The sequence below is a fragment of the Methylibium sp. Pch-M genome (genome assembly GCF_004136295.1).
Taxonomy (GTDB): Bacteria; Pseudomonadota; Gammaproteobacteria; order Burkholderiales; family Burkholderiaceae_C; genus Methylibium; species Methylibium petroleiphilum.
Genome location: NZ_CP029606.1, coordinates 1740943 through 1760374 on the forward strand (window position 1 = coordinate 1740943; position 19432 = coordinate 1760374).

The 19432-nt window shown below is 70.2% G+C and carries 19 protein-coding genes; 7 read left to right on the forward strand and 12 right to left on the reverse strand.

Annotated elements, in window-relative coordinates:
• A complete protein-coding gene (locus C1M51_RS08370) occupies positions 1-1011 on the reverse strand; it encodes an ABC transporter substrate-binding protein (protein WP_242500004.1) in 1011 nt (336 codons plus the stop codon).
• Between the two features lie 120 nt (positions 1012-1131).
• Positions 1132-1974: an HDOD domain-containing protein gene (locus tag C1M51_RS08375; RefSeq protein WP_165349662.1), complete on the reverse strand. Its 843-nt coding sequence runs from the start codon at positions 1972-1974 to the stop codon at positions 1132-1134.
• 103 nt (positions 1975-2077) lie between these two features.
• On the opposite strand from C1M51_RS08375, the gene C1M51_RS08380 reads away from it, so the two are divergent.
• Together C1M51_RS08380 and C1M51_RS08385 are read left to right on the forward strand one after the other, a co-directional pair.
• A complete protein-coding gene (locus C1M51_RS08380; protein ID WP_129449037.1) occupies positions 2078-3160 on the forward strand; it encodes an alkene reductase in 1083 nt (360 codons plus the stop codon).
• A 163-nt stretch (positions 3161-3323) separates the two neighbouring features.
• Complete coding sequence (locus C1M51_RS08385) at positions 3324-5825, forward strand: ATP-binding protein (RefSeq protein WP_129449038.1); 2502 nt, start codon at positions 3324-3326, stop codon at positions 5823-5825.
• A gap of 349 nt (positions 5826-6174) precedes the next feature.
• Here the strand turns inward: C1M51_RS08385 and C1M51_RS08390 are convergent, their stop codons facing one another.
• The 4 genes from C1M51_RS08390 to C1M51_RS08405 all read right to left on the reverse strand — a co-directional run bounded on the left by C1M51_RS08390 (position 6175) and on the right by C1M51_RS08405 (position 10345).
• Entirely contained in the window at positions 6175-6417 is a 243-nt protein-coding gene (locus C1M51_RS08390; RefSeq protein WP_036230959.1) for a hypothetical protein, read from the reverse strand.
• Between the two features lie 207 nt (positions 6418-6624).
• Positions 6625-8355, reverse strand: a complete 1731-nt coding sequence (locus C1M51_RS08395; RefSeq protein WP_129449039.1) for an ABC transporter ATP-binding protein — start codon at positions 8353-8355, stop codon at positions 6625-6627.
• On the reverse strand, positions 8352-9410 hold the full coding sequence (locus C1M51_RS08400; RefSeq protein WP_129449040.1) for an ABC transporter permease: 1059 nt from the start codon (positions 9408-9410) through the stop codon (positions 8352-8354). The genes C1M51_RS08395 and C1M51_RS08400 overlap by 4 nt, the downstream gene beginning before the upstream one ends.
• Positions 9407-10345: an ABC transporter permease gene (locus C1M51_RS08405; protein ID WP_129449041.1), complete on the reverse strand. Its 939-nt coding sequence runs from the start codon at positions 10343-10345 to the stop codon at positions 9407-9409. Before C1M51_RS08405 ends, C1M51_RS08400 begins: the two co-directional genes overlap by 4 nt.
• A 171-nt stretch (positions 10346-10516) precedes the next feature.
• Between C1M51_RS08405 and C1M51_RS08410 the strand changes: the two genes are divergently transcribed.
• The gene (locus C1M51_RS08410; protein ID WP_129449042.1) at positions 10517-12319 is read left to right on the forward strand and encodes an ABC transporter substrate-binding protein; all 1803 of its coding nucleotides are present in this window, start codon (positions 10517-10519) and stop codon (positions 12317-12319) included.
• A 164-nt stretch (positions 12320-12483) separates the two neighbouring features.
• A complete protein-coding gene (locus C1M51_RS08415) occupies positions 12484-12744 on the forward strand; it encodes a hypothetical protein (protein WP_129449043.1) in 261 nt (86 codons plus the stop codon).
• A gap of 72 nt (positions 12745-12816) precedes the next feature.
• Here C1M51_RS08415 and C1M51_RS08420 read toward each other — a convergent pair whose 3' ends face one another.
• Both C1M51_RS08420 and C1M51_RS08425 read right to left on the reverse strand, forming a co-directional pair.
• On the reverse strand, positions 12817-13323 hold the full coding sequence (locus tag C1M51_RS08420; protein ID WP_129449044.1) for a flavin reductase family protein: 507 nt from the start codon (positions 13321-13323) through the stop codon (positions 12817-12819).
• The gene (locus tag C1M51_RS08425; protein ID WP_129449045.1) at positions 13320-13787 is read right to left on the reverse strand and encodes a MaoC family dehydratase; all 468 of its coding nucleotides are present in this window, start codon (positions 13785-13787) and stop codon (positions 13320-13322) included. Before C1M51_RS08425 ends, C1M51_RS08420 begins: the two co-directional genes overlap by 4 nt.
• Before the next feature lie 165 nt (positions 13788-13952).
• On the opposite strand from C1M51_RS08425, the gene C1M51_RS08430 reads away from it, so the two are divergent.
• Positions 13953-14567 (forward strand): TetR/AcrR family transcriptional regulator, encoded by a 615-nt coding sequence (locus C1M51_RS08430; RefSeq protein ID WP_129449046.1) that lies wholly within the window; start codon positions 13953-13955, stop codon positions 14565-14567.
• Positions 14568-14577: 10 nt separating this feature from the next.
• Here the strand turns inward: C1M51_RS08430 and C1M51_RS08435 are convergent, their stop codons facing one another.
• The 3 genes from C1M51_RS08435 to C1M51_RS08445 are packed head-to-tail and all read right to left on the reverse strand — an operon-like array spanning position 14578 to position 16647.
• Positions 14578-15000: a universal stress protein gene (locus C1M51_RS08435; protein ID WP_129449047.1), complete on the reverse strand. Its 423-nt coding sequence runs from the start codon at positions 14998-15000 to the stop codon at positions 14578-14580.
• Between the two features lie 52 nt (positions 15001-15052).
• A complete protein-coding gene (locus tag C1M51_RS08440; RefSeq protein WP_129449048.1) occupies positions 15053-15832 on the reverse strand; it encodes a metallophosphoesterase in 780 nt (259 codons plus the stop codon).
• A 50-nt stretch (positions 15833-15882) separates the two neighbouring features.
• Positions 15883-16647, reverse strand: a complete 765-nt coding sequence (locus tag C1M51_RS08445; protein ID WP_129449049.1) for a YecA family protein — start codon at positions 16645-16647, stop codon at positions 15883-15885.
• Between the two features lie 144 nt (positions 16648-16791).
• Between C1M51_RS08445 and C1M51_RS08450 the strand changes: the two genes are divergently transcribed.
• Entirely contained in the window at positions 16792-17046 is a 255-nt protein-coding gene (locus C1M51_RS08450; protein ID WP_129449050.1) for a hypothetical protein, read from the forward strand.
• Between the two features lie 118 nt (positions 17047-17164).
• A complete protein-coding gene (locus C1M51_RS08455) occupies positions 17165-17377 on the forward strand; it encodes a hypothetical protein (protein WP_129449051.1) in 213 nt (70 codons plus the stop codon).
• A 78-nt stretch (positions 17378-17455) separates the two neighbouring features.
• On the opposite strand, the gene C1M51_RS08460 is transcribed toward C1M51_RS08455, so the two are convergent.
• Complete coding sequence (locus C1M51_RS08460; RefSeq protein ID WP_129449052.1) at positions 17456-19333, reverse strand: phosphoenolpyruvate carboxykinase (GTP); 1878 nt, start codon at positions 19331-19333, stop codon at positions 17456-17458.
• Between the last annotated feature and the right edge of the window lie 99 nt (positions 19334-19432).

A 19432-nucleotide genomic window follows, 5' to 3' on the forward strand; every position in this document is an offset into this window, starting at 1 on the left:
CTAGCGCCCGCGCAGCTGCCGCATCAGCGCCACGCCGGTGCCGCGGTTCACGAAGTGCGTGGTGGCCACGCGCTCCAGGTCCACCTCGCTGGCCCGGTACAGCCCGGCCCGGACCATCTTGTCGTGGAAGTCACGGATGCGCTCCGGCTTCATCGCGCCGATGCCCAGCGTCTGCGCATCGCCCGAGTCGACGATGCCCAGTTCCTTCATCAGCCCCACCGAGCGGGCAATGGTCTCGGCCCGCATGTCCGGGTTGTCGCGCAGGATGAGCGCGTCGCCCGGGCGGCGGTCGCCGTACAGGTAGGTGACCCAGCCGACGATCGACGCATCGACGAAGCGCCGCACCAGTTCGGGCTTGCGCGCCACCGTCTCGGCCGTGGTCTCGATCAGCGTCGAATAGGTCGAGAAGCCGTGGTCGGCCAGCAGGAAGGTGAGCGGCTTGAAGCCGCCCTGCTGCTCGATCGAGACCGGCTCCTCGACCGCGTAGCCCTGCTGGATGCTCTTCGGGTTGGCGAGGAAGGGGCCGAGGTTGTAGGCATAGGGGCGCAGCTGCTCGTCGCGAAAGCCGTGTTCGCTCTTGAGCCAGGCCCACCAGGTGAACTGCGCGTCCTTCGCGATCCAGGCCACCGGCGCCTTCTTCAGGTCGTCGAAGCCGCGCACGCCCTGGCCGGGATGGGCGAACAGCGCCTGCGGGTCCTTCTGGAACATCGCGGCCACCACGACGGTGGGCACGCCGTTCTTCACGTTGTCGAAGCTGTGCAGCAGGTTGCCGGTCATCAGGAAGTCGATCCGGCCGGCCGGCAGCAACGGCCGGTTGTTGACCTGCGGTCCGCCCGGACGGATCTGCACGTCGAGACCGTACTTCGCATAGGTGCCGTCGGCCAGCGCCTGGTAGAAGCCGCCGTGCGCGGCCTGCGCCTTCCAGTTGGTGGCGAAGACCACCTTGTCGGCGGCCCGCACGGGCGCGGCCGCCGCGCACAGCGCCGCCAGCAACAGGGAGCGGCGTTTCATCGGGACGGACATGTGGCGGCGGCAAGGAGTCGCAAGGACCGCCATCGTGCCAGTACCGGGCGCCTCGTGCCGGCGCGCGCAGCGTGTTGCCGCTGCGCGGTGGGGACCGGGATCAGCGGCTCAGGCGTCGCCGAGCCGTGCGACGCTGGCCGCCACGGCTTCGTGCAGCAGCGCGGCGTCGAGTCCGGCCAGCGGCCCGAGCGTGGCGCTGGCGCGGGCGAGCATGTCCTCGCCCTGACCTTCGAGCGCGGCATCGACGGCCGCCCCGAGAGCGAGCAGACGCTGCACCGACAGCGGTTCGGTCAGCCACGGGGCCGCGAAATCGTCGCCCTCCGGCGCAACCAGGGTACGCAACGCCATCGGGCGCAGCCGCACGCTGGCGGCCACGTCGCCGGCCAGGCCCCAGGCCTGGCACAGCGCGCCGCCCAGGGCAGCATGGTTCAGGCCATAGGTCACCGCCTCGGCCTCGAGCTGCACCAGCGGGTTCGGGGTGGTCGCCACCAGCGCCTCGTAGCCGGGGGCGTCATGGCCCACCAGGGCCGCCTGACCGCTTTCGGCGAACAGGCCCGCGGTGTGCGCGAGCCAGGGGTCGATGTCGAGCGAGGGGGCCGCGCGGCCCATCGCCAGCCCCCGGCGGCCGGCGCGCGCCCACAGTGCGGTCAGCAGCGGGCTGGGCGGGAAGGCGCCGCGCAGGCCGATCTCGAAGGTCAGCCCCGCGACTTCGCGGGTGCCGAGATAGCGGACCGCCTCGGGCACCGACTCGACCCGCCGCAGCAGGCCGAACAGGGCCGAATTGACGGTGCGGACGACGGCCGACGCGAGCGCCATGTCGGTCTCGATCAGTCCGCCGATGGACTGCAGGTTCGCGTCCTCGTCGTGCATCAGCAGCGACAGCTGCACCAGGGTCTGCGGGCAGGCCGGCAGGTCGATGTCAAGGGCGCGCAGGGCGTTGTCGATGGCCATGGGCGCGATCCTAGGCGCAAGCACGAATCCAGTAAGCCTGCAGCAGCGCGCCTTTTGCAGTGCTTCTAGAGTGCTTGCAACTTGTTCCGTGAAGGATTTGCGCATGACCAGCCTGTTCGATCCGATCCGCCTCGGCGACATCGAGCTTCGCAACCGCATCGCGATGGCGCCGCTGACGCGCAACCGCGCCGTCGCCGGGCGCGTGCCGTCGCCGCTGGCCGTCGAGTACTACCGCCAGCGCGCCGACGCCGGCCTGATCGTCACCGAGGCCACCCAGATCTCGCCGCTGGGCCAGGGGTATCTCGACACACCGGGGATCTACAGCCGAGAGCAGGTGGAGAGCTGGAAGGCAGTGACCCGTGCGGTGCACGAGCGCGGCGGCAAGATCGTGGTGCAGCTGTGGCATGTCGGACGGATCTCGCACGTCTCGCTGCTGCCCGAGGGCGAGGTGCCGGTCGCGCCGTCGGCGATCGCCGCGAAGAGCAAGACCTTCACCCGCAACGGTTTCGAGGACGTGTCGGCGCCACGCGCGCTGGCGCTCGACGAGTTGCCCGGCATCGTCGAGCAGTACCGCGTGGCGGCGCGCAACGCCATCGAGGCCGGCTTCGACGGCGTCGAGGTGCACGGCGCCAACGGCTACCTGCTCGAGCAGTTCCTGCGTGACAGCACCAACCACCGAACCGACGCCTACGGCGGCTCGATCGAGAACCGCGCGCGCCTGCTGCTCGAGGTGATGCGCGCCGTGACCGCCGAGATCGGCGCCGGCCGCACCGGGTTGCGCCTGTCGCCGGTGACGCCCGCCAACGACGCCGCACTCGATTCGGATCCGCAGGCCTTGTTCAACCACGTGGCCGAGCAGCTGGCGCCGCTGAAGCTGGCCTTCCTGCACGTGATCGAGGGCGCGACCGGCGGCCCGCGCGACGTCGCGCCGTTCGACTATGCGGCCTTGCGCGCTCGGGTGAAGGCGCCATGGATCGTGAACAACGGCTACGACCGCGACATGGCGATCGAGGCGGTGGCGGCCGGCCGGGCGGATGTCGTGGCCTTCGGCCGGCCCTTCATCAGCAACCCCGACCTCGTGCAGCGGCTGCGCGTGGGCGCACCGTTCGCGGCGCTCGACCGCGACACGCTGTACGGCGGCGGCGCCAAGGGCTACACCGACTACCCAGCGCTCCAGGCCCCGTGAGGCGGCCCGCCGGGGCGGCGACGGGCCGCTGCTCCGGCGGCCGACGGCGATCGTCGCGCCGGATCCCCCCGCGGAGGGGTCGACCGCGTTGGGGTATTCCACGTGTCGGGCGTGACTTACGATCCGTGCACCGTGTCCACGTCGCAGCTCGCCCGACGCCGCCATGCCTGAACTGGGTGCACTCATCCGACAGCTGCAATCGCGATTCGTGCGCAGTGCCGAGCCGCACCGCGTGTTCGATGCCTTGCTGCCCGAACTGCTGCGGCTCGGCGAGAGCGAGTACGGTTTCATCGCCGAGGTCTGGCGCCAGCCCGACGGCACGCCCTACCTGAAGATCTTCACGCTGAGCAACATCGCCTGGGACGCCGCCTCGCGCGAACAGGTCGAGCGCCAGCGCGTCGACGGCATGGAGTTCCACAACCTGAAGACGCTGTTCGGCGCAGCCCTGGTGACCGGCGAGACCGTGATCGCCAACGACGCCCCGAACGATCCGCGCCGCGGCGGCGGCCTGCCGCAAGGCCACCAGGCGCTGAACACCTTCCTCGGCGTGCCGCTGCACTACGGCAGCGAGCTGGTCGGGATGATCGGCCTCGCGAACCGGCGGCCGGGCTACGACCGCGCCCTGCTGGACGCGCTCGACCCGCTGTTCCAGAGCATGGCCGGCATCATCGCGTCGGTGCAGCTCGACCGCCAGCGGCGGGCCGCCGAGTCCGCGTTGCGCGCCAGCGAGGAACGCTGGCGCCACAGCTTCGAGATGGCCGGCGCCGGCATCGCCCAGACCGGTGCCGACGGACGGCTGCTCGAGGTCAATGCGCGCTTCTGCGAGATCGTGGGCCGCTCGCGCGACGAGCTGCTCGCGGGCAGCTTCCGCGAGCTGACGCATCCCGAGGATCTTGCCGACGACGAGGATCTGCTGCGCCGCCTGGTGGCCGGGCAGGTGCTGCGAGAGAACCGCGAGAAGCGCTACCTGCGGCCCGACGGCACGGCCCTGTGGGTGCAGCTCACCGTCACGGCGGTGTTCGACGCCCAGGGTCGCTTCCAGCACACCGTCACGGTGGCGCTCGACATCGACCAGCGCCGCCGTGCCGAAGCCGCGCTGCAGGAGCGCGAGGCGCTGTTCACGAAGCTGGCCGATCGGGTGCCGGGCGTGCTGCTGCAGTTCAATGTCGACGCGCAAGGCGTCGCGCGAGTGCCCTACGCGAGCCGCGGCCTGCACGAGCTGTTCGAACTCGACCCGGACGGCGCCGTGCGTGACGACGCGCGCCTGATGATCGAACGCGTGGCCAAGGGTCAACGCAAGCGGGTGTGGGAGACGCTGGAGCGCGCCGGGCAGCGTCTCGAACCCTGGGCGATCGAGTTCGAGGTCGATCTGCCGTCACGCGGACGGCGCGCGGTCGAGGCCCAGGGATCACCCGAGCGGCTGCCCGATGGCAGCACGACCTGGCACGGCTACATCAGCGACATCACCGACCGCAAGCACGCCGACGCCGCACTGATGAACGCCCAGGCGGCGGCGCGCGCGAACGAGGCCAAGACCGAGTTCCTGTCGCGCATGAGCCACGAGCTGCGCACGCCGCTCAACGCGGTGCTCGGCTTCACGCAGCTGCTGCTGGGCGATCCTTCGGCGCCGCTGCAGGACGGCCAGCGGGTGCGCCTCGGCCACATCGAGCGCGCCGGCCAGCATCTGCTGGCGATGATCGGCGACGTGCTCGACCTGTCGCGCATCGAGACCGGCAGCCTGCCGCTGCAGCCTCAGCCAGTGGGATTGAGCGCGCTGGTCACCGAGTCTTTCGCGCTGGTGCTGCCGACGGCCCACGCGAGCGGCGTGACGCTGATCCGGCGCGGCCCCGGTGACCTGCACGTGACCGCCGACCCGATGCGACTGCGCCAGGTGCTGGTCAACCTGCTGAGCAACGCGGTCAAGTACAACCGCTCGGGCGGCCAGGTCGTGGTGGAGACCGAGAGCATCGACGAGCACACCGTGCGCATCGCCGTGACCGATACCGGCATGGGCATGACGCCGGCACAGCAACTGCACCTGTTCGAGCCCTTCAACCGGCTCGGCGCGGAGCGCAGCAGCATCGAAGGCACCGGGCTGGGTCTGGCGATCACGCTGCGGCTGGTGGAGTTGATGGACGGCCGCATCAGCGTGCACAGCCAGCCCGGCAGCGGTTCGACCTTCCATGTCGAGCTGCGCCGTGCGCCCGCGCCGCCCGGGCCCCCGGCGGCCACGGGTCAGATGGTGCCCGATCCGTCCAGGCCCGCGGCCTCCGACAGCACGCCGCACAGCGTGCTGTACGCCGAAGACAACCGGCTCAACATCGAACTGGTGCAGCAGCTCCTGCTGCTGCGCAGCGGTTGCGAGTTGCGCGTCGCGTACACCGGCCGCGAGGCGATCGAGAGTGCGCGCCGCGAGCCCCCCGACCTGCTGCTGATCGACATGCACCTGGGCGACATGAGCGGACTCGAGGTCCTGGATGCCCTGCGCGACGACGCGGCGCTGGCCCAGGTGCCCCGCATCGCACTGTCGGCCGACGCGCAACCGCAGGTCGTGCGCGCCGCGCGTGAACGCGGCTTCGACGAATATCTCACCAAACCGGTCGACGTGGCCGAACTGCTGCGCTGCCTCGATCACCATCTGGTGACCCGGCGACCGGCGCGCTGACCGGGCCGACCGGCACTGCGGGGCGGCGTCTGCGTCGAGGGGGATCGAAAAAGAAAGGGGGCGGGACGTGGTGGTCAGGGGCTCGCTCTCATCCACCCCGACCCGCCCGCCCCCTCTTGGACGTCAACCGGTCCGCAACCTTTGACGTGCCGGCGCCGCGGGCACCACACCCCAGGGCAGCGTGAGCTGACCGGGCGCGTTGCGGGCAGACAGCACCGGCCCCCGACCGGATCGCTCGGCACTGGTGCCCTTGTCACGTGATCCGCTGAAGGCAGCGGTCGCGGCAAGCTTGAAGCGCGGAGCGATCATGGCGGGGGAGTGTGATGTGTTTGCTGTGAACGATGTCGGCTCAGCGAGCGCTGCGCCATTCGCTGGGTGCGCAATCGCCGCCGGCCAGCACCGCATGCAGCGGCCGGGCGCCGCTGCCGGGACCGCCGGCGCGCAGCGCGCGTGTCAGACCCTGCAGCCAGGCCGGCGCATCGCCGTGCGCCTGACGCTCGCGCGCCGCCAGGCGCAGCAGCGAAGACACCGCGCCGAACGCAACGCCGCGCGCCGGGCTGGGGCGAAGCCTTGTTTTGATGCTCTGTGTCATGCCGGACTCCTCCTGCTGAATGGAGGGCGGCAACGCATCTAGCGTGCCAGCCGCGGTGCGGGACGACGGACGGCCGAGGCCGTGCAAACCATCACGCGCCGTCGCCAGCCCGCCGAGCACGACGCTTCAACACCGTTACACGGGCGACGCTTTTGGTCGATCGATCGGCGCGTGTCGTCAACTGCCGGCGCCGGCGCGCCGCTGTACTCAGGCCGCCACCGCGCCCCGGTAGCCGCGCGGGATCGCGCCCAGCAGGCGCTGCGTGTAGGCCTCGCGCGGCGCGCTGAGCAGGGCCTCGACCGTGTTGCGTTCGACCACCTCGCCGTCCTTCATCACCAGCACCTCGTCGGCCATGAAGCGCACCACCGCCAGGTCGTGGCTGATGAAGACATAGGCCAGGCCCAGCTCGTCCTGCAGGTCGCGCAGCAGGTTCAGCACCTGGGCCTGCACCGACACGTCGAGCGCCGAGACCGCCTCGTCGAGCACCAGCACCTCGGGGTCGACCGTCAGGCAGCGCGCGATCGCGATGCGCTGGCGCTGGCCGCCGGAGAACTCGTGCGGGTACTTGCCCCAGGCGCTGGCGTCAAGGCCGACCTTGGCCAGCAGCGCACGCGCCCGGGCCTCGCGCGCCGCGTCGTCGCGCTCGAGGCCGTGGATGGCCATCGGCTCGACCAGCGTCTGGCCGATCGTGAAGCGCGGGTTCAGCGAGGCGTACGGGTTCTGGAACACCACCTGCAGGCGCCGGCGCATCGGCAGCCACTCGGCCTTGCCGAGCTGCAGCAGCTCGTGGCTGCCGCCGCCCCTGGCGCTGTGGAAGACCACCCGGCCACCGGTCGGCCCGCCGCTCGCCTCGTGCAGGCGCAGCAGCGCCAGGCCGGCAGTGGTCTTGCCCGAGCCCGACTCGCCGACGATGCCCAGCGTGTGGCCGCGCCGCAGCTCGAAGCTCACGTCCTTGACGGCCGGGAAGGCCCGGCGGCCGAACAGGCCCGCGCGCAGCCAGAAGCTCTTGCTGAGGGCCTCGACCTGCAGCACGAGCGGCGCGTCCGGGTCCTTCGGCACGACAACGTGCGCGCTGCGCCCGGTCGGGCCGGCCTGCGGATCGTCGATCACCGCCAGGCGCACCGGCGGCGCTGCCAGGGTCGGCCGGCAAGCCAGCAGCGCCTGCGTGTAGGGGTCCTGCGGCGCGGTGAACAGGCCCGCGACCGGGGCCTGCTCGCGCACCGTGCCCTGGCGCATCACGACCACGTGGTCGGCGATCTCGCCGACCACGCCGAGGTCGTGGCTGATGAACAGCATGCTCATGCGGTGCCGCTCCTTCAGCCCGGCCAGCAGCTCGAGGATCTGGCGCTGGATGGTGACGTCGAGCGCGGTGGTCGGCTCGTCGGCGATCAGCAGCCGGGGTTCGCAGGCGATTGCCATCGCGATCATCACGCGCTGCTGCTGGCCGCCCGACAGCTCGTGGGGATAGGCGTCGAGCCGCCGCTTCGGATCGGGCAGGCCGACCTCGTTCAGCAACGCCTCGGCACGCGCCCGCGCAGCACGCCGGCCGAGCCCGAGGTGCAGCACCAGCGGCTCGATCAGCTGCTGGCCGACCGTGAACACCGGGTTCAGCGAGCTCATCGGGTCCTGGAACACGCAGGCGATCTCGCGCCCGCGCAGTGCGCGCAGTTCGGCCGGCCCGGCGGTGAGCAGTTCACGGTCGCGGAAGCGGATGGAGCCCTGGCGTTCGGCGTTCTCCGGCAGCAGGTTCAGCACCGCCATCGCGGTGACGCTCTTGCCCGAGCCCGATTCGCCGACCAGTGCGACGGTGGTGTTCTCGGGGATCTGGAAGCTCACGCCCTGCTCGCCGCGACCGACCGCCTCGATGCGGCTGGCCGCCGCGCCGCGGCCGAGACGGAAGCTTACGCGCAACTGGTCGATGCTCAGCAGGGCACTCATTCCGCGCCTCTCAGCTTCGGGTCGAGCGCATCGCGCAGCGCGTCGGTGAGCAGCGAGAAGGCCGTGACGAAGACCGCCATGAAGCCAGTCGCCGCCGCCAGCTGCCACCAGTGGCCGAGCAACAGCTCGCCCTGGGCCTCGGCCAGCATCGTGCCCCAGCTGACCTGGTCGACGCTGACGCCCAGGCCGAGGTAGCTGAGGATCACCTCGGCCTTGATGAAGCCCACCACGTGGATCGACAACTGCACCAGCACCACGTGGCTCACGTTCGGCAGGATGTGGCGGAACATGCGCGATGCGGTGGAGGCACCGATCGCCTCGGCCGCGCGCACGTACTCGCGCACCGCGTGCTTCAGGAACTCGGCCCGCACCAGCCGGTAGATGCCGGTCCAGCCGGTCAGCCCGAGGATCAGCACCACCGAGGTCACGCCGCGGCCGGTGACCGCCGCGAAGGCGAACACCAGCAGGATGCCGGGGATGGACGTGAAGACGTTGTAGACCCACTCCAGCAGGTCGCCGACCCGGCCACCGAAGAAGCCACCGAGCGCACCGAGCACGGTGCCGATCAGCGTGGCCAGCAGCGCCGCGGAGACGCCCACGAGGATGGAGACTTCGGCCCCCTTGATGGCCTTGGCCAGCACGTCGCGGCCCAGGCGGTCGGCGCCGAAGGGCAGCGTCTCGGCGCGCGGCGTGGCGACGCTGCTGAACTGCTTGGCGCGCTCCGCCCATTCGGCATAGCGCGGCGCCAGCGGGTCGACGTCGGACAGATCCAGCACCGGTCCGCTGGGCACCGCGATGGCCGTCTCGGCCACCTTCGGCGCCGGGCCCATAAAGCTCGGCGGCGCGTTGGGGACGCCGACCTCGGCCTGCCACGCCGTCGCGACCAGGCCCACCCCGGCCAGCAACACCATCAACAGGAAAGCCGCGACCACCGCCAGCGAGACCATGCCGACGCGGTCGCCGCGCAGGCGCCGCCAGGCCGCGGCCCACACGCCTTCGGAGCGCGCCGGGCCGGCGGCGGCGACGGGCACCGCGTCGATCGGCAGCGCGCTCATTTCAGCACCACCCGCGCGTCGGCCAGCTTGTAGAGCACGTCGGTCGCCAGGTTGACCAGCATCGTGATGACGGCGATGTAGATCGTGACGGCCTGGATGACCGGGTAGTCGCTGCGGTTCACCGCCAGCAGCACCTCGCGTCCCAGGCCCGGGATGGAGAAGAAGGTCTCGATCAGGAAGGAGCCGACGAAGATCCCCGGCAGCGCGACCGCCACGTTGGTCAGGATCGGGATCAGCGCGTTGCGCAGCACGTGCTTGAGCAGGATGCGCGTCTCGGTGAGGCCCTTGGCGCGCGCGGTGCGCACGTAGTCCTGGCCGATCTCGTCGAGGAAGAAGCTGCGATACAGCCGGGTCTGCGGCGAGATGCCCACCATCACCGCCAGCAGCACCGGCAGCGGCGCGTACACCGCGAGGTTGGTCCACACGCTGTCGCTCCAGCCCTGCACCGGGAACCAGCCGAGCCGGAACGCGAACACGTACTGGCCGACGATCACGTAGACCAGGAAGCTGATCGACAGCGCGATGGTGGTGATGACCATGATCGCGCGGTCAGTCAGCGAGCCGCGCACGTAGGCGACGGCCAGCGCGAACGGGATCGCCAGCAGCACGTCGAGCAGCAGGATCGGCGTCATGACCGTCAGCGTGGCCGGCAGGCGGCTCGCGAACAGCGAGCTGACCGCCTCGTTGGTGGCCCAGCTCTTGCCCCAATCGAAGGTGACGATCTGCTGCACGAAGATCCACAGCTGCTGCCACACCGGCTTGTTCAGGCCGAGCTGCTCGCGGATCGCGTCGACCTGCTCGGCGCTGGCGTTCAGGCCGCCGAGGATCTCGGCCGGGTCGCCCCCGAAGGTCTTGAACAGGAAGAACACCAGCAGCACGACCCCGATCAATGTCGGGATCATTTGCCACAGGCGCCGGATCAGGTAGGCCGCCATCGCCGAAGCACTCCAGGAAACGGATCGCAGCGGCCGCGCTGCGCGGTCCCGCCGACGGGTGTGTGCAGGCGCGAGTCTAGAGCCTGATCGCGCAACTCCACCGCCAGCGGGACAAGCCCGGGCGCGCGATAGCATGCAACCCACGTCGACCGGAAGCCGCCCGCCTTGCCCATGAGCCTCTCCCGACCCCTGCGCGCGCTGCTGCTCGCGGCCCTGGCCTGCTGCGCGACGGCAATCGCCGTCGCGGCCGAGACCAAGGTCCTGCGCTACGCCTTCCCGGTGGCCGAGACCGGCTTCGATCCGGTGCAGGTGAGCGACCTCTACTCGCGCATCATCACGGCCCACATCTTCGAGCCGCCGCTGGGCTACGACCACCTGGCGCGGCCCTTCAAGCTGCGGCCCTCGACCGCGGCGGCGATGCCCGAGGTGTCGGACGACTTCCGCAGCTTCACTTTCCGCATCAAGCCGGGCCTCTACTTCGCCGACGATCCGGCCTTCAAGGGCCAGCCGCGCGAGCTGACGGCGCAGGACTACGTCTACGCGGTCAAGCGCATCTTCGACCCCAAGCTCAAGAGCCCGGCCCAGCCCGGGCTCGAGGAGGAGAAGATCATCGGTCTGAGCGAGTTGCGCGAGGCGGCGCTGAAAGGCCAGCCGTTCGACTACGACCGCGAGGTCGAGGGCCTGAAGGCGCTGGACCGCTATACCTTCCGCGTACAGCTGCGCGAGCCGCGGCCACGGCACGTCTACGGCTGGGCCTCCGACGTGATGGGCGCGGTCGCACGCGAGGTGGTCGAGGCCTATGGCGACAAGATCATGGAGCACCCGGTCGGCACCGGGCCGTTCCGGCTCGCCGAATGGCGGCGCAGCTCGCACATGGTGCTCGAGCGCAACCCGCGCTATCGCGAGGTGGTCTACGACGCCCAGCCGAACGCCGACGATGCCGAGGGCCAGGCGCTGCTGCAGCGCTTCAAGGGCCGGCGCCTGCCGATGGTCGACCGGGTCGAGATCGCCGTGATCGAGGAGTCGCAGCCGCGCTGGCTGGCCTTCCTGAACGGCGAGCAGGACGTGCTGGAGCGGCTGCCCAACGAGTTCGTCGACCAGGCCGTGCCCGGCGGCACGCTGGCGCCCAACCTGGCCAAGCGCGGCCTGCAGATGTTCCGCGTGCCCGGCGCCGACGTGACGCTGACCGTCTTCAACATGGAGGACCCGCTGGTCGGCGGCTACACGCCGGACAAGGTGGCGCTGCGCCGCGCAATGGCCCTCGGCACCGACATCGGCCGCGAGATCCAGCTGGTGCGGCGCGGCCAGGCGATCCCGGCGCAATCGATCATGCCGCCGCTGACCAGCGGCTACCGCAGCGAGCTGCGCACCGAGATGAGCGCCTTCGACCTGCCGCGCGCCAAGGCCCTGCTCGATCTCTACGGTTATGTCGATCGCAATGGCGACGGCTGGCGCGAGCGGCCCGACGGCCAGCCGCTGGTGCTGGAGATGAAGACCCAGTCGGACCAGGCCTCGCGCCAGCTCGACGAACTGTGGAAGAAGAACATGGACGCGCTCGGGCTGCGCGCCGTGCTCAAGACAGCGCAGTGGCCCGAGAACCTGAAGTCGGCGCGCTCGGGGCGCTTCATGCTGTGGCGCGTCGGCTCCAGCGCGGGCTCGCCCGACGGCCAGGGCTCGCTGGAGCGCGCCTACGGGGCGTCGGTCGGCAAGGGCAATCTCGCGCGCTTCTCGCTGCCGGCCTTCGACCGCGTCTACGAGCAGCTCAACGCGCTGCCCGACGGGCCCGAGCGCCAGGCCCTGTTCGACCAGGCGACCAAGCTGCTGGTGGCGTATGCGCCCTACCGCGTGCACGTGCACCGCATCCTCACCGACCTGGCCTATCCCTGGGTGGTCGGCTACCGGCGCGCGCCGTTCTGGCTCGACTGGTGGCAGTACGTGGACATCGATCCGGCACGGCGTCCCGCCGCACCTTGACGGCGGGCTGCGTGACTTGTTCACGCGCACCCGACTCAAGTCCTCGAAAGCGACTTTTGAGCCCCCTGAACCACGGGGGGCCTCACCCGCGAAGGGGGGGCTGCCGCCCCCGGCCCGGCCGGACAAACTCTTGCTCAACGACTCCACGGCAAGAGATGCACTCCATGAACAAGGCCCTTCAGACCCTGATCGTCACGGCAAGCCTGCTGGTGGCTGGCACGGCCAGCGCCGCCACCGAGGCCATCAAAGCCGGCGTCGCCACGCAGACGACCCGCGCCGATGCGACCCAGGCGGTGTCCGACCGCTCGACGGTGCAGGAGTCGGCCGAACTGACCGCGCTGCCGGAGCCGAGCACCTACATGCAGCTGCTCGCCGCCTTCCTGGTGATGGGTTTCGTGGTCAGCCGCCGCACCCGCCGCAACTGAACGCCGCTCGTATCGCAGCAGGGCCCGCTTCGGCGGGCCTTGTCATTTGCACATCCCCGAGCGACGCAACGCTCAGAGCGGCAGCTCGCTGAAATAGCGCCCGCCATGGAAGATCAGGGGTGTCGCGCCGGCGGTCACGCTGCAGCGCTCGACCTCGCCGACGAAGATGACGTGGTCGCCTTCCTCGTACTGGCTGCGGTTGAAGCACTCGAACACCGCGGCCGCGCCGTCGATCAGCGGCGCACCGCTACCGCCTTCGCGCCAGGCCACCCCGGCAAAGCGGTCGGCGGTCTTGCTCGCGAAGCGCTCGGCCAGTTCGCGCTGGTCGGCCGCCAGGATGTTGATCGCGTAGTGCGAGCCGCGCGCGAAGGCCGGCATGGTGCCAGCGCTTCGCCCCAGGCTCCACAGCACCAGCGGCGGCGCCAGCGACACCGAATTGAAGGAGTTGGCCGTCAGGCCCACACGCTGCCCCTCGGCGGTGCGTGCCGTCACGATGGTCACGCCGGTCGCGAACATGCCCAGCGCGGCGCGGAAATGCGCCGCCGTGAAGCTCGGCGCCTGGGCGCGCGGCGTGCTCATGGCGCCGGGACGTCGCGGCGGCGGAACATGTTCCAGCCCTCCATCACCAGCACCACCTCGTCACGCTGGTTCAGCGCTTCCCAGCGGGTGCGCACCAGGCCGATGTGCGGCTTGCTCGTCATGGGACGGGCGTCGGTCACCGTCATCCGCACGTGCAGCGTATCGCCCACCAGCACCGGCTTCTGCCACTTCAGCTGCTCGAGTCCGGGCGAGCCGAGACTGGACGAATCGAGCAGGTATTCGTCGCACATCATGCGCATCACGAGCGCGCAGGTGTGCCAGCCGCTGGCCGCCAGGCCGCCGAACAGCGACTGCCGGCCGGCATCCTCGTCGAGATGGAAGGGTTGCGGATCGAACTCGCTGGCGAAGCGCACGATCTCGTCGCGGCCGAGCGTGTGGGCGCCGAACTCGCGCACGCTGCCGACGCCGAAGTCTTCCCAGAAATAGCGCGGTTGAGAGGTCATGGTCCAGTTCGCACGGGGATCCGGTCGGGGTCGAGGAGAGGGCGTACCCCGAGAGTGTCTCAGAGCCTCGCGGCCGCCGCGCCGGCGCGCGCGGCCCAAGGCGACTCGCGAGTAGCGCTGCGACCCATCAGTACAGCGCGGCAGCCGCACTCCTACAATTCCGGGATGGCGAAAACCTCCTTCCGTGAACAGATGCTGCGCGCGCGTGAGGATGCGATCGTGTCCTCGGTCAACCGCCTGCTGGCGGAAAAGGGCTTCGAGGCGATGACGGTGGACGAGGTGGCGGCCGACGTGGGGATCGCCAAGGCCAGCCTCTACAAGCACTTCACGTCCAAGGAAGAGCTGGCGGCGGCCGCGATGATTCGCGTCCTGCAGCGGGCGCTCGCTTTCACGGAGATCTTGGCTGCCGATGATCGACTGCGGCCGATCGCGCGGCTCGAAGCCGTTGCGCGCTGGACCCTCGAGGTCCAGCTGGCGGGCGAGATGCCGTCGCTCCCGGCGCAGAACTCGACCTTGCGCAATGCGCTGATGGCGAATCGCGGCTACCTCGATCGGCTGTTCGAGGTCAGCGACCGGCTGGGCGCCTGGATCACCGCTGCGCAGGCCGATGGCGAGATCGACCGCCAACTACCGGCCGAGGTGGTGCTCTACACGCTGTTCGCGCGCGCCTGCGATCCGGTCCTCGGCCTGCTGAAGGCCGGCGGCCAGCACAGCGACGCGCAGATCATCGAGTGGCTGCTGCGCACCTGCTTCCGCGGCCTGGTCGGCGCGCGGGCCTGAACGGCCGCGCTCAGCGGATCAGCAGCGCCGGCGTCCGGCAGGAGGCCAGCACCTTGGTGGTGATCGAGCCCATCACCATGCCGGTCAGCGCGCCGTGGCCGTGGGAGCCGAGCATCAGCAGGTCGAACTTGCCGGCTTCGGCGGTCTTGCCGATGACCTCGGCCGCGTGGCCGGTCTTGCGCACGAACGTGGCGTTCACGCCCTGCTTGGCGAAGAACGCGCGGATTGGCTTGAACACCTTCTCCGCCTCGTCCTCGTAGTAGGACTGGATCATGTCCCGGTCGAGCGCCGCTGCCGCTCGCGGCGGCACCGGCGCGCTGACGGTGAGCACGGTGATGTCGTGCCCGGCGACCAGCCATTCGGCGTGCGCCGTCAGGTAGCCGAGCATGCGCTTCGTGTAGCTGCTGCCATCGACGGCGGCCAGGATCTTCATCGTTCGCTCCTCGTGCAGGATGGAGCTGTCAGTGTGCCGCAAGCCACGGCGCTCAGACGTTGATGCACAGCAAACCGTCGTGACCCGCGGCCTCGCCCTTGCGGGCATGGCCGCGCGCATTGCTGACCACACGGGTGCGGGCCCGCCGCATGCCGGGCGGGTGTTCCACGCTGTAGTCGTGGCGGCAGTGCAGGTGACCGTGCAGCCACAGGTCGGCGAACGGCAGCAGTTCGTCGTCGGCGTTGCAGAAGCTCGCCGATCCGGGCTGCTCGCCATAGCGCGGGTCGACGCTGCGCAGGCTCGGCCCGTAATGGGTGATCACGACGGTGGCGTCGGCGTCGGTCGGTTCCGCCAGCGCCTGCGCCAGCCAGGCGCGACAGGCCAGCGCCTCGTCGCGCACCGCGGCCGCGTCGAACAGCCGGCCATCGCAGCGGGCCCGCATGACATGCATGAAGTAGCCCGCAGCCCGCATCGCCCGCTCACGACCCGCGGCACCGAACAGGTCGAAGTCGCACCAGCGGGTCGTCGCCACGAAGCGGATGCGGCGACCCGCCTTGTCGGTGCGGCGGTGCTGCTCGCGCTCCAGCAGTGTGATGCCGAGCGAAGCGCAGCGCTCACGCAGCGCCGGCCAGGCACTGCGCAGCTCGCGCCGGTCGAATTCGTGGTTCCCGGCGACAAACAGCACCGGCACCGGCCAGCGCGCGAAGCGCTCCAGCCCGGCCCAGGTGCTGTCGACATCGCCCGCCAGCACCAGCAGTTCGGCGTCCACGGCCGGCTCGGGCGTGTAGGCCTCGGTCTCGAGATGCAGGTCCGACAGCAGTTGCAGTCGCACGGGCCGAGCCCTTCAGCGCGCCCGGCCGCAGCCGTGATGCCGCGGCCAGCTCAGGCGTCGCGGCCGTGGCACTGCTTGAACTTCCTGCCGCTGCCGCAGGGGCAAGGATCGTTGCGGCCGACCTTGGGGCCGGCGCGCCGCACGGTCTCGACCTTGAGTCGCTCGCCACGGGCCAGGTCGGCCAGCGCCACCACGTTGGACACCAGATCCTCGATCGCCTCGTCCATGCCGCGCAGCGGGTGCTCGTCGTCGAGCGCCTTCTTGAACGCTGCATCGTCGCCGGTCTGCTCGGGCAAGTGGCGGCGCACACAGGCCAGCAGGTCCGGCAGGTCGGCATGCTTGAGCGATTCGAGCGCGTCGAACTGATTCAGCGCGTGCTCGAAGCCGATCGCCCACGGCGCAAAGGCGGGCCCGATGGCCGCAGCGCCCTCGAGCGGGCGCCCCTGGTCGTCGTCGGGCTGCATCACCAGCGGGTCGAACCAAGCGTCTTCGCGCAGCTGTCGCTCCAGCACCGCGTGGTGGCGCATCACCAGCGCGAGCAGTCGTTCGTGCTTCGCGGCATGCCAGCCGGCGGTGTCCGGCGTGAGTTCGGCGCCGGCGTCCGGCTGGTCGGGATCGCCGAAGTTCCAGTCGAACACCGGCGGCAGCCAGCGCGCCGGATCGATCAGCTCGGGCTGGGCGATCACGCCGCACAAGTAGCCGTCGAGCATCACCGCGTCCAGCGGTTCGAGCGGTTCGGGGATCGCGGCCAGCAGATCGTCAAGCTCGGTGATCTCGGGATCGGTCAGGGGAGCGGAAGAGGCGGCGGAAGACATGGCCGCCATTGTCCTATGCCGGTCGGATGCCACGCTTTGCCGCGGCACGGCGGCGCGGGCGACCTTGTCGGGCGCAGGGCATAAGGGTTTTCACCTAGAATCGCGTCACTGGCTTCCCGCCGAACGAACGGAAAGGTTCATCCCATGAGCACCATCAGCATCCAGGCCGTGGCCCCCCGCAAGGCCCCCCGTGGCGCCGAACCCCTGGCCCGCGCGGTCGCCGCCGCGTGGCAATGGGCCGCCGGTCACCTGGCGAAGCGCCAGCAAGCTCACGATCCCCGGCAAGACCTGCCGCAACTGTGGGCGCTCGCTGACAAATACCAGAGCATCGATCCCGGCCTGGCCGCCGACCTGCGCGGCGCCGCCCGGCGCTGGGAACGCGAGACGCAGTGCTCCTGAGCGCAGCCATGCGGGCGACCGCTCGCCCGCATGCCGCAACGGCATTCGCAATTCAAGGGTTAACCCTTAATATTGACAGCATCGGCGGCGCAGTCCGTCATTCACCTCGAGGTTTCTCGTGAACATCTATCAAGTGCTCGGCACCGCGATCGCCGAGTCGGTCGGGTCGGTCGGCACGGCCTTTCAAATCTTCGGCGGCGACGTGCCGCGGCCTACGGCGGGCCACGCCCCGGCGGCGTGGCTCGACCAGTTCAGCGAGGTCTCACTGGACCAGCGGGCAGCCCGTCGCACGGTCGACGCGCTGTACCGCGGCGCCACCGTGCGGCTCTGAGCCGCGATCGCGCCCCACGAACAAGGCCGCCCTCGGGCGGCCTTTTCACTGGGCGCCGGCAACCCGGCTCCGGGCCGTTCAGCCGGCCAGCCGCTGCTCGATGCGGGCCTTGGTGGCCGGCAGCTCGGGCGGCAGGTGGTGGGCGAGCTGGGCGAACAGCTCCGCATGCAGTTCCAGCTCCTGCTGCCACGCGGCCCGGTCGACGCCGATCACGCTGCCGAATTGCGCCGGCGTGAAGTCCAGCCCCTTCCACGCCAGATCCTCATAGCGCGGGCTGACCCCGAAGACGTTCTCGCTGCCCTGCGCACTGCCCTGCACTCGCTCGAGCATCCACTTCAGCACGCGCATGTTCTCGCCGTAGCCCGGCCAGACGAACTTGCCGTCGGCGCCCTTGCGGAACCAGTTGACGCAGTAGATCTTCGGCAGCTTGGCGCCGGCGTCCTGCAGCTTGCGGCCGAGCGTTAGCCAGTGCTGGAAGTAGTCGCTCATGTTGTAGCCCATGAAGGGCAGCATCGCGAACGGGTCGCGGCGCACCACGCCCTGCTGGCCGGCGGCTGCGGCGGTGGTCTCGGAACCCATGGTCGCGGCCATGTAGACGCCCTCGACCCAGTCGCGCGCCTCGGTCACCAGCGGCACGGTGGTCGAGCGGCGGCCGCCGAAGATGAACGCGTCGATCGCCACGCCGGCCGGGTTGTCCCAGTTCTCGTCGAGCACCGGGTTGTTGATGGCGGCCACGGTGAAGCGTGCATTGGGGTGCGCTGCCTTCGCGCCGGTTTCCTTGGCCAGCGCCGGCGTCCAGTCCTTGCCCTGCCAGTCCACCAGGTGGGCGGGCGCAGACGCGGTCATGCCCTCCCACCAGACGTCGCCGTCGTCGGTCAGCGCCACGTTCGTGAAGATCACGTCGCGCTGCAGCGAGGCCATGCAGTTGGGGTTGGTCTGGTCGTTGGTGCCGGGGGCGACGCCGAAATAGCCCGCCTCGGGGTTGATGGCGTAGAGCCGCCCGTCGGCGCCGGGCTTGATCCAGGCGATGTCGTCGCCGATGGTGGTCACTTCCCAGCCTTCGAAGCCGGCAGGCGGGATCAGCATCGCGAAATTGGTCTTGCCACAGGCGCTGGGGAAGGCGGCGGCCACGTGGAATTTCTGCCCTTGCGGGTTCTTCACGCCGAGCACCAGCATGTGCTCGGCGAGCCAGCCCTGGTCACGGCCCATCGTCGAGGCGATGCGCAGCGCGAAGCACTTCTTGCCCAGCAGCGCATTGCCGCCGTAGCCCGAGCCGTAGCTCCAGATCTCGCGCGTCTCGGGGTAGTGGACGATGTACTTGGTCTTGTTGCACGGCCAGGCCACGTCCTTCTGGCCCGGGACCAGCGGCGCACCGACGGTGTGCATGCACGGCACGAAGTCGCCGTCGCTGCCCAGCACCTCCAGCACCGGCTTGCCCATGCGCGTCATCATCTTCATGTTGACGGCGACGTAGGGCGAGTCGGACAGCTCGACGCCGATGTGCGCGATCGGCGAGCCCAGCGGCCCCATCGAGAACGGCACGACATACATCGTGCGGCCACGCATGCAGCCGGCAAACAGAGCGGGCGTCCCGTCGGCCCGGCCGGTCTGCAACAGGGCGCGCATCTCTTCGGGCGCGGTCCAGTTGTTGGTGGGGCCGGCGTCTTCCTTCTTCTCGGAGCAGATGAACGTGCGGTCCTCGACGCGCGCCACGTCGCTCGGATCGCTCCAGGCCAGGTAGCTGTTCGGCCGCTTGGCCTCGTTGAGCTTGCGGAAGGTGCCCGCCTCGACGAGCTGGCCGCACAGGCGGTCGTACTCGGCCTGCGAGCCGTCGCACCAGTGGATCGCAGCGGGCTGGGCCAGCGCGACCATCTCGGCCACCCAGGCGATCAGGCGGGCGTTCTTTACATGGGCAGGCGCTTCGACGCGAAGCCCTTGCATGGCGGGGTGATTCATCGTTTCTCCGGGAAGGAATGGATCTCGTCAGTGCCTGCAAAACTGCAGGAGGGGCGGGCACTGGCGGCATCGATCCCACCCTGGTCGGGACTGCTCTGG

Excerpts from the sequence above, each read along its gene's own strand:
- C1M51_RS08400 (WP_129449040.1), bottom strand. The coding sequence starts at position 9,410 with ATGAGCGCGCTGCCGATCGACGCGGTGCCCGTCGCCGCCGCCGGCCCG.
- C1M51_RS08450 (WP_129449050.1), top strand. The coding sequence starts at position 16,792 with ATGAGCACCATCAGCATCCAGGCCGTGGCCCCCCGCAAGGCCCCCCGT.
- C1M51_RS08420 (WP_129449044.1), bottom strand. The coding sequence starts at position 13,323 with ATGAGCACGCCGCGCGCCCAGGCGCCGAGCTTCACGGCGGCGCATTTC.
- C1M51_RS08435 (WP_129449047.1), bottom strand. The coding sequence starts at position 15,000 with ATGAAGATCCTGGCCGCCGTCGATGGCAGCAGCTACACGAAGCGCATG.
- C1M51_RS08405 (WP_129449041.1), bottom strand. The coding sequence starts at position 10,345 with ATGGCGGCCTACCTGATCCGGCGCCTGTGGCAAATGATCCCGACATTG.
- C1M51_RS08380 (WP_129449037.1), top strand. The coding sequence starts at position 2,078 with ATGACCAGCCTGTTCGATCCGATCCGCCTCGGCGACATCGAGCTTCGC.
- C1M51_RS08375 (WP_165349662.1), bottom strand. The coding sequence starts at position 1,974 with ATGGCCATCGACAACGCCCTGCGCGCCCTTGACATCGACCTGCCGGCC.
- C1M51_RS08390 (WP_036230959.1), bottom strand. The coding sequence starts at position 6,417 with ATGACACAGAGCATCAAAACAAGGCTTCGCCCCAGCCCGGCGCGCGGC.
- C1M51_RS08425 (WP_129449045.1), bottom strand. The coding sequence starts at position 13,787 with ATGACCTCTCAACCGCGCTATTTCTGGGAAGACTTCGGCGTCGGCAGC.
- C1M51_RS08370 (WP_242500004.1), bottom strand. The coding sequence starts at position 1,011 with ATGAAACGCCGCTCCCTGTTGCTGGCGGCGCTGTGCGCGGCGGCCGCG.
- C1M51_RS08445 (WP_129449049.1), bottom strand. The coding sequence starts at position 16,647 with ATGTCTTCCGCCGCCTCTTCCGCTCCCCTGACCGATCCCGAGATCACC.
- C1M51_RS08395 (WP_129449039.1), bottom strand. The coding sequence starts at position 8,355 with ATGAGTGCCCTGCTGAGCATCGACCAGTTGCGCGTAAGCTTCCGTCTC.
- C1M51_RS08415 (WP_129449043.1), top strand. The coding sequence starts at position 12,484 with ATGAACAAGGCCCTTCAGACCCTGATCGTCACGGCAAGCCTGCTGGTG.
- C1M51_RS08385 (WP_129449038.1), top strand. The coding sequence starts at position 3,324 with ATGCCTGAACTGGGTGCACTCATCCGACAGCTGCAATCGCGATTCGTG.
- C1M51_RS08410 (WP_129449042.1), top strand. The coding sequence starts at position 10,517 with ATGAGCCTCTCCCGACCCCTGCGCGCGCTGCTGCTCGCGGCCCTGGCC.
- C1M51_RS08460 (WP_129449052.1), bottom strand. The coding sequence starts at position 19,333 with ATGAATCACCCCGCCATGCAAGGGCTTCGCGTCGAAGCGCCTGCCCAT.
- C1M51_RS08430 (WP_129449046.1), top strand. The coding sequence starts at position 13,953 with ATGGCGAAAACCTCCTTCCGTGAACAGATGCTGCGCGCGCGTGAGGAT.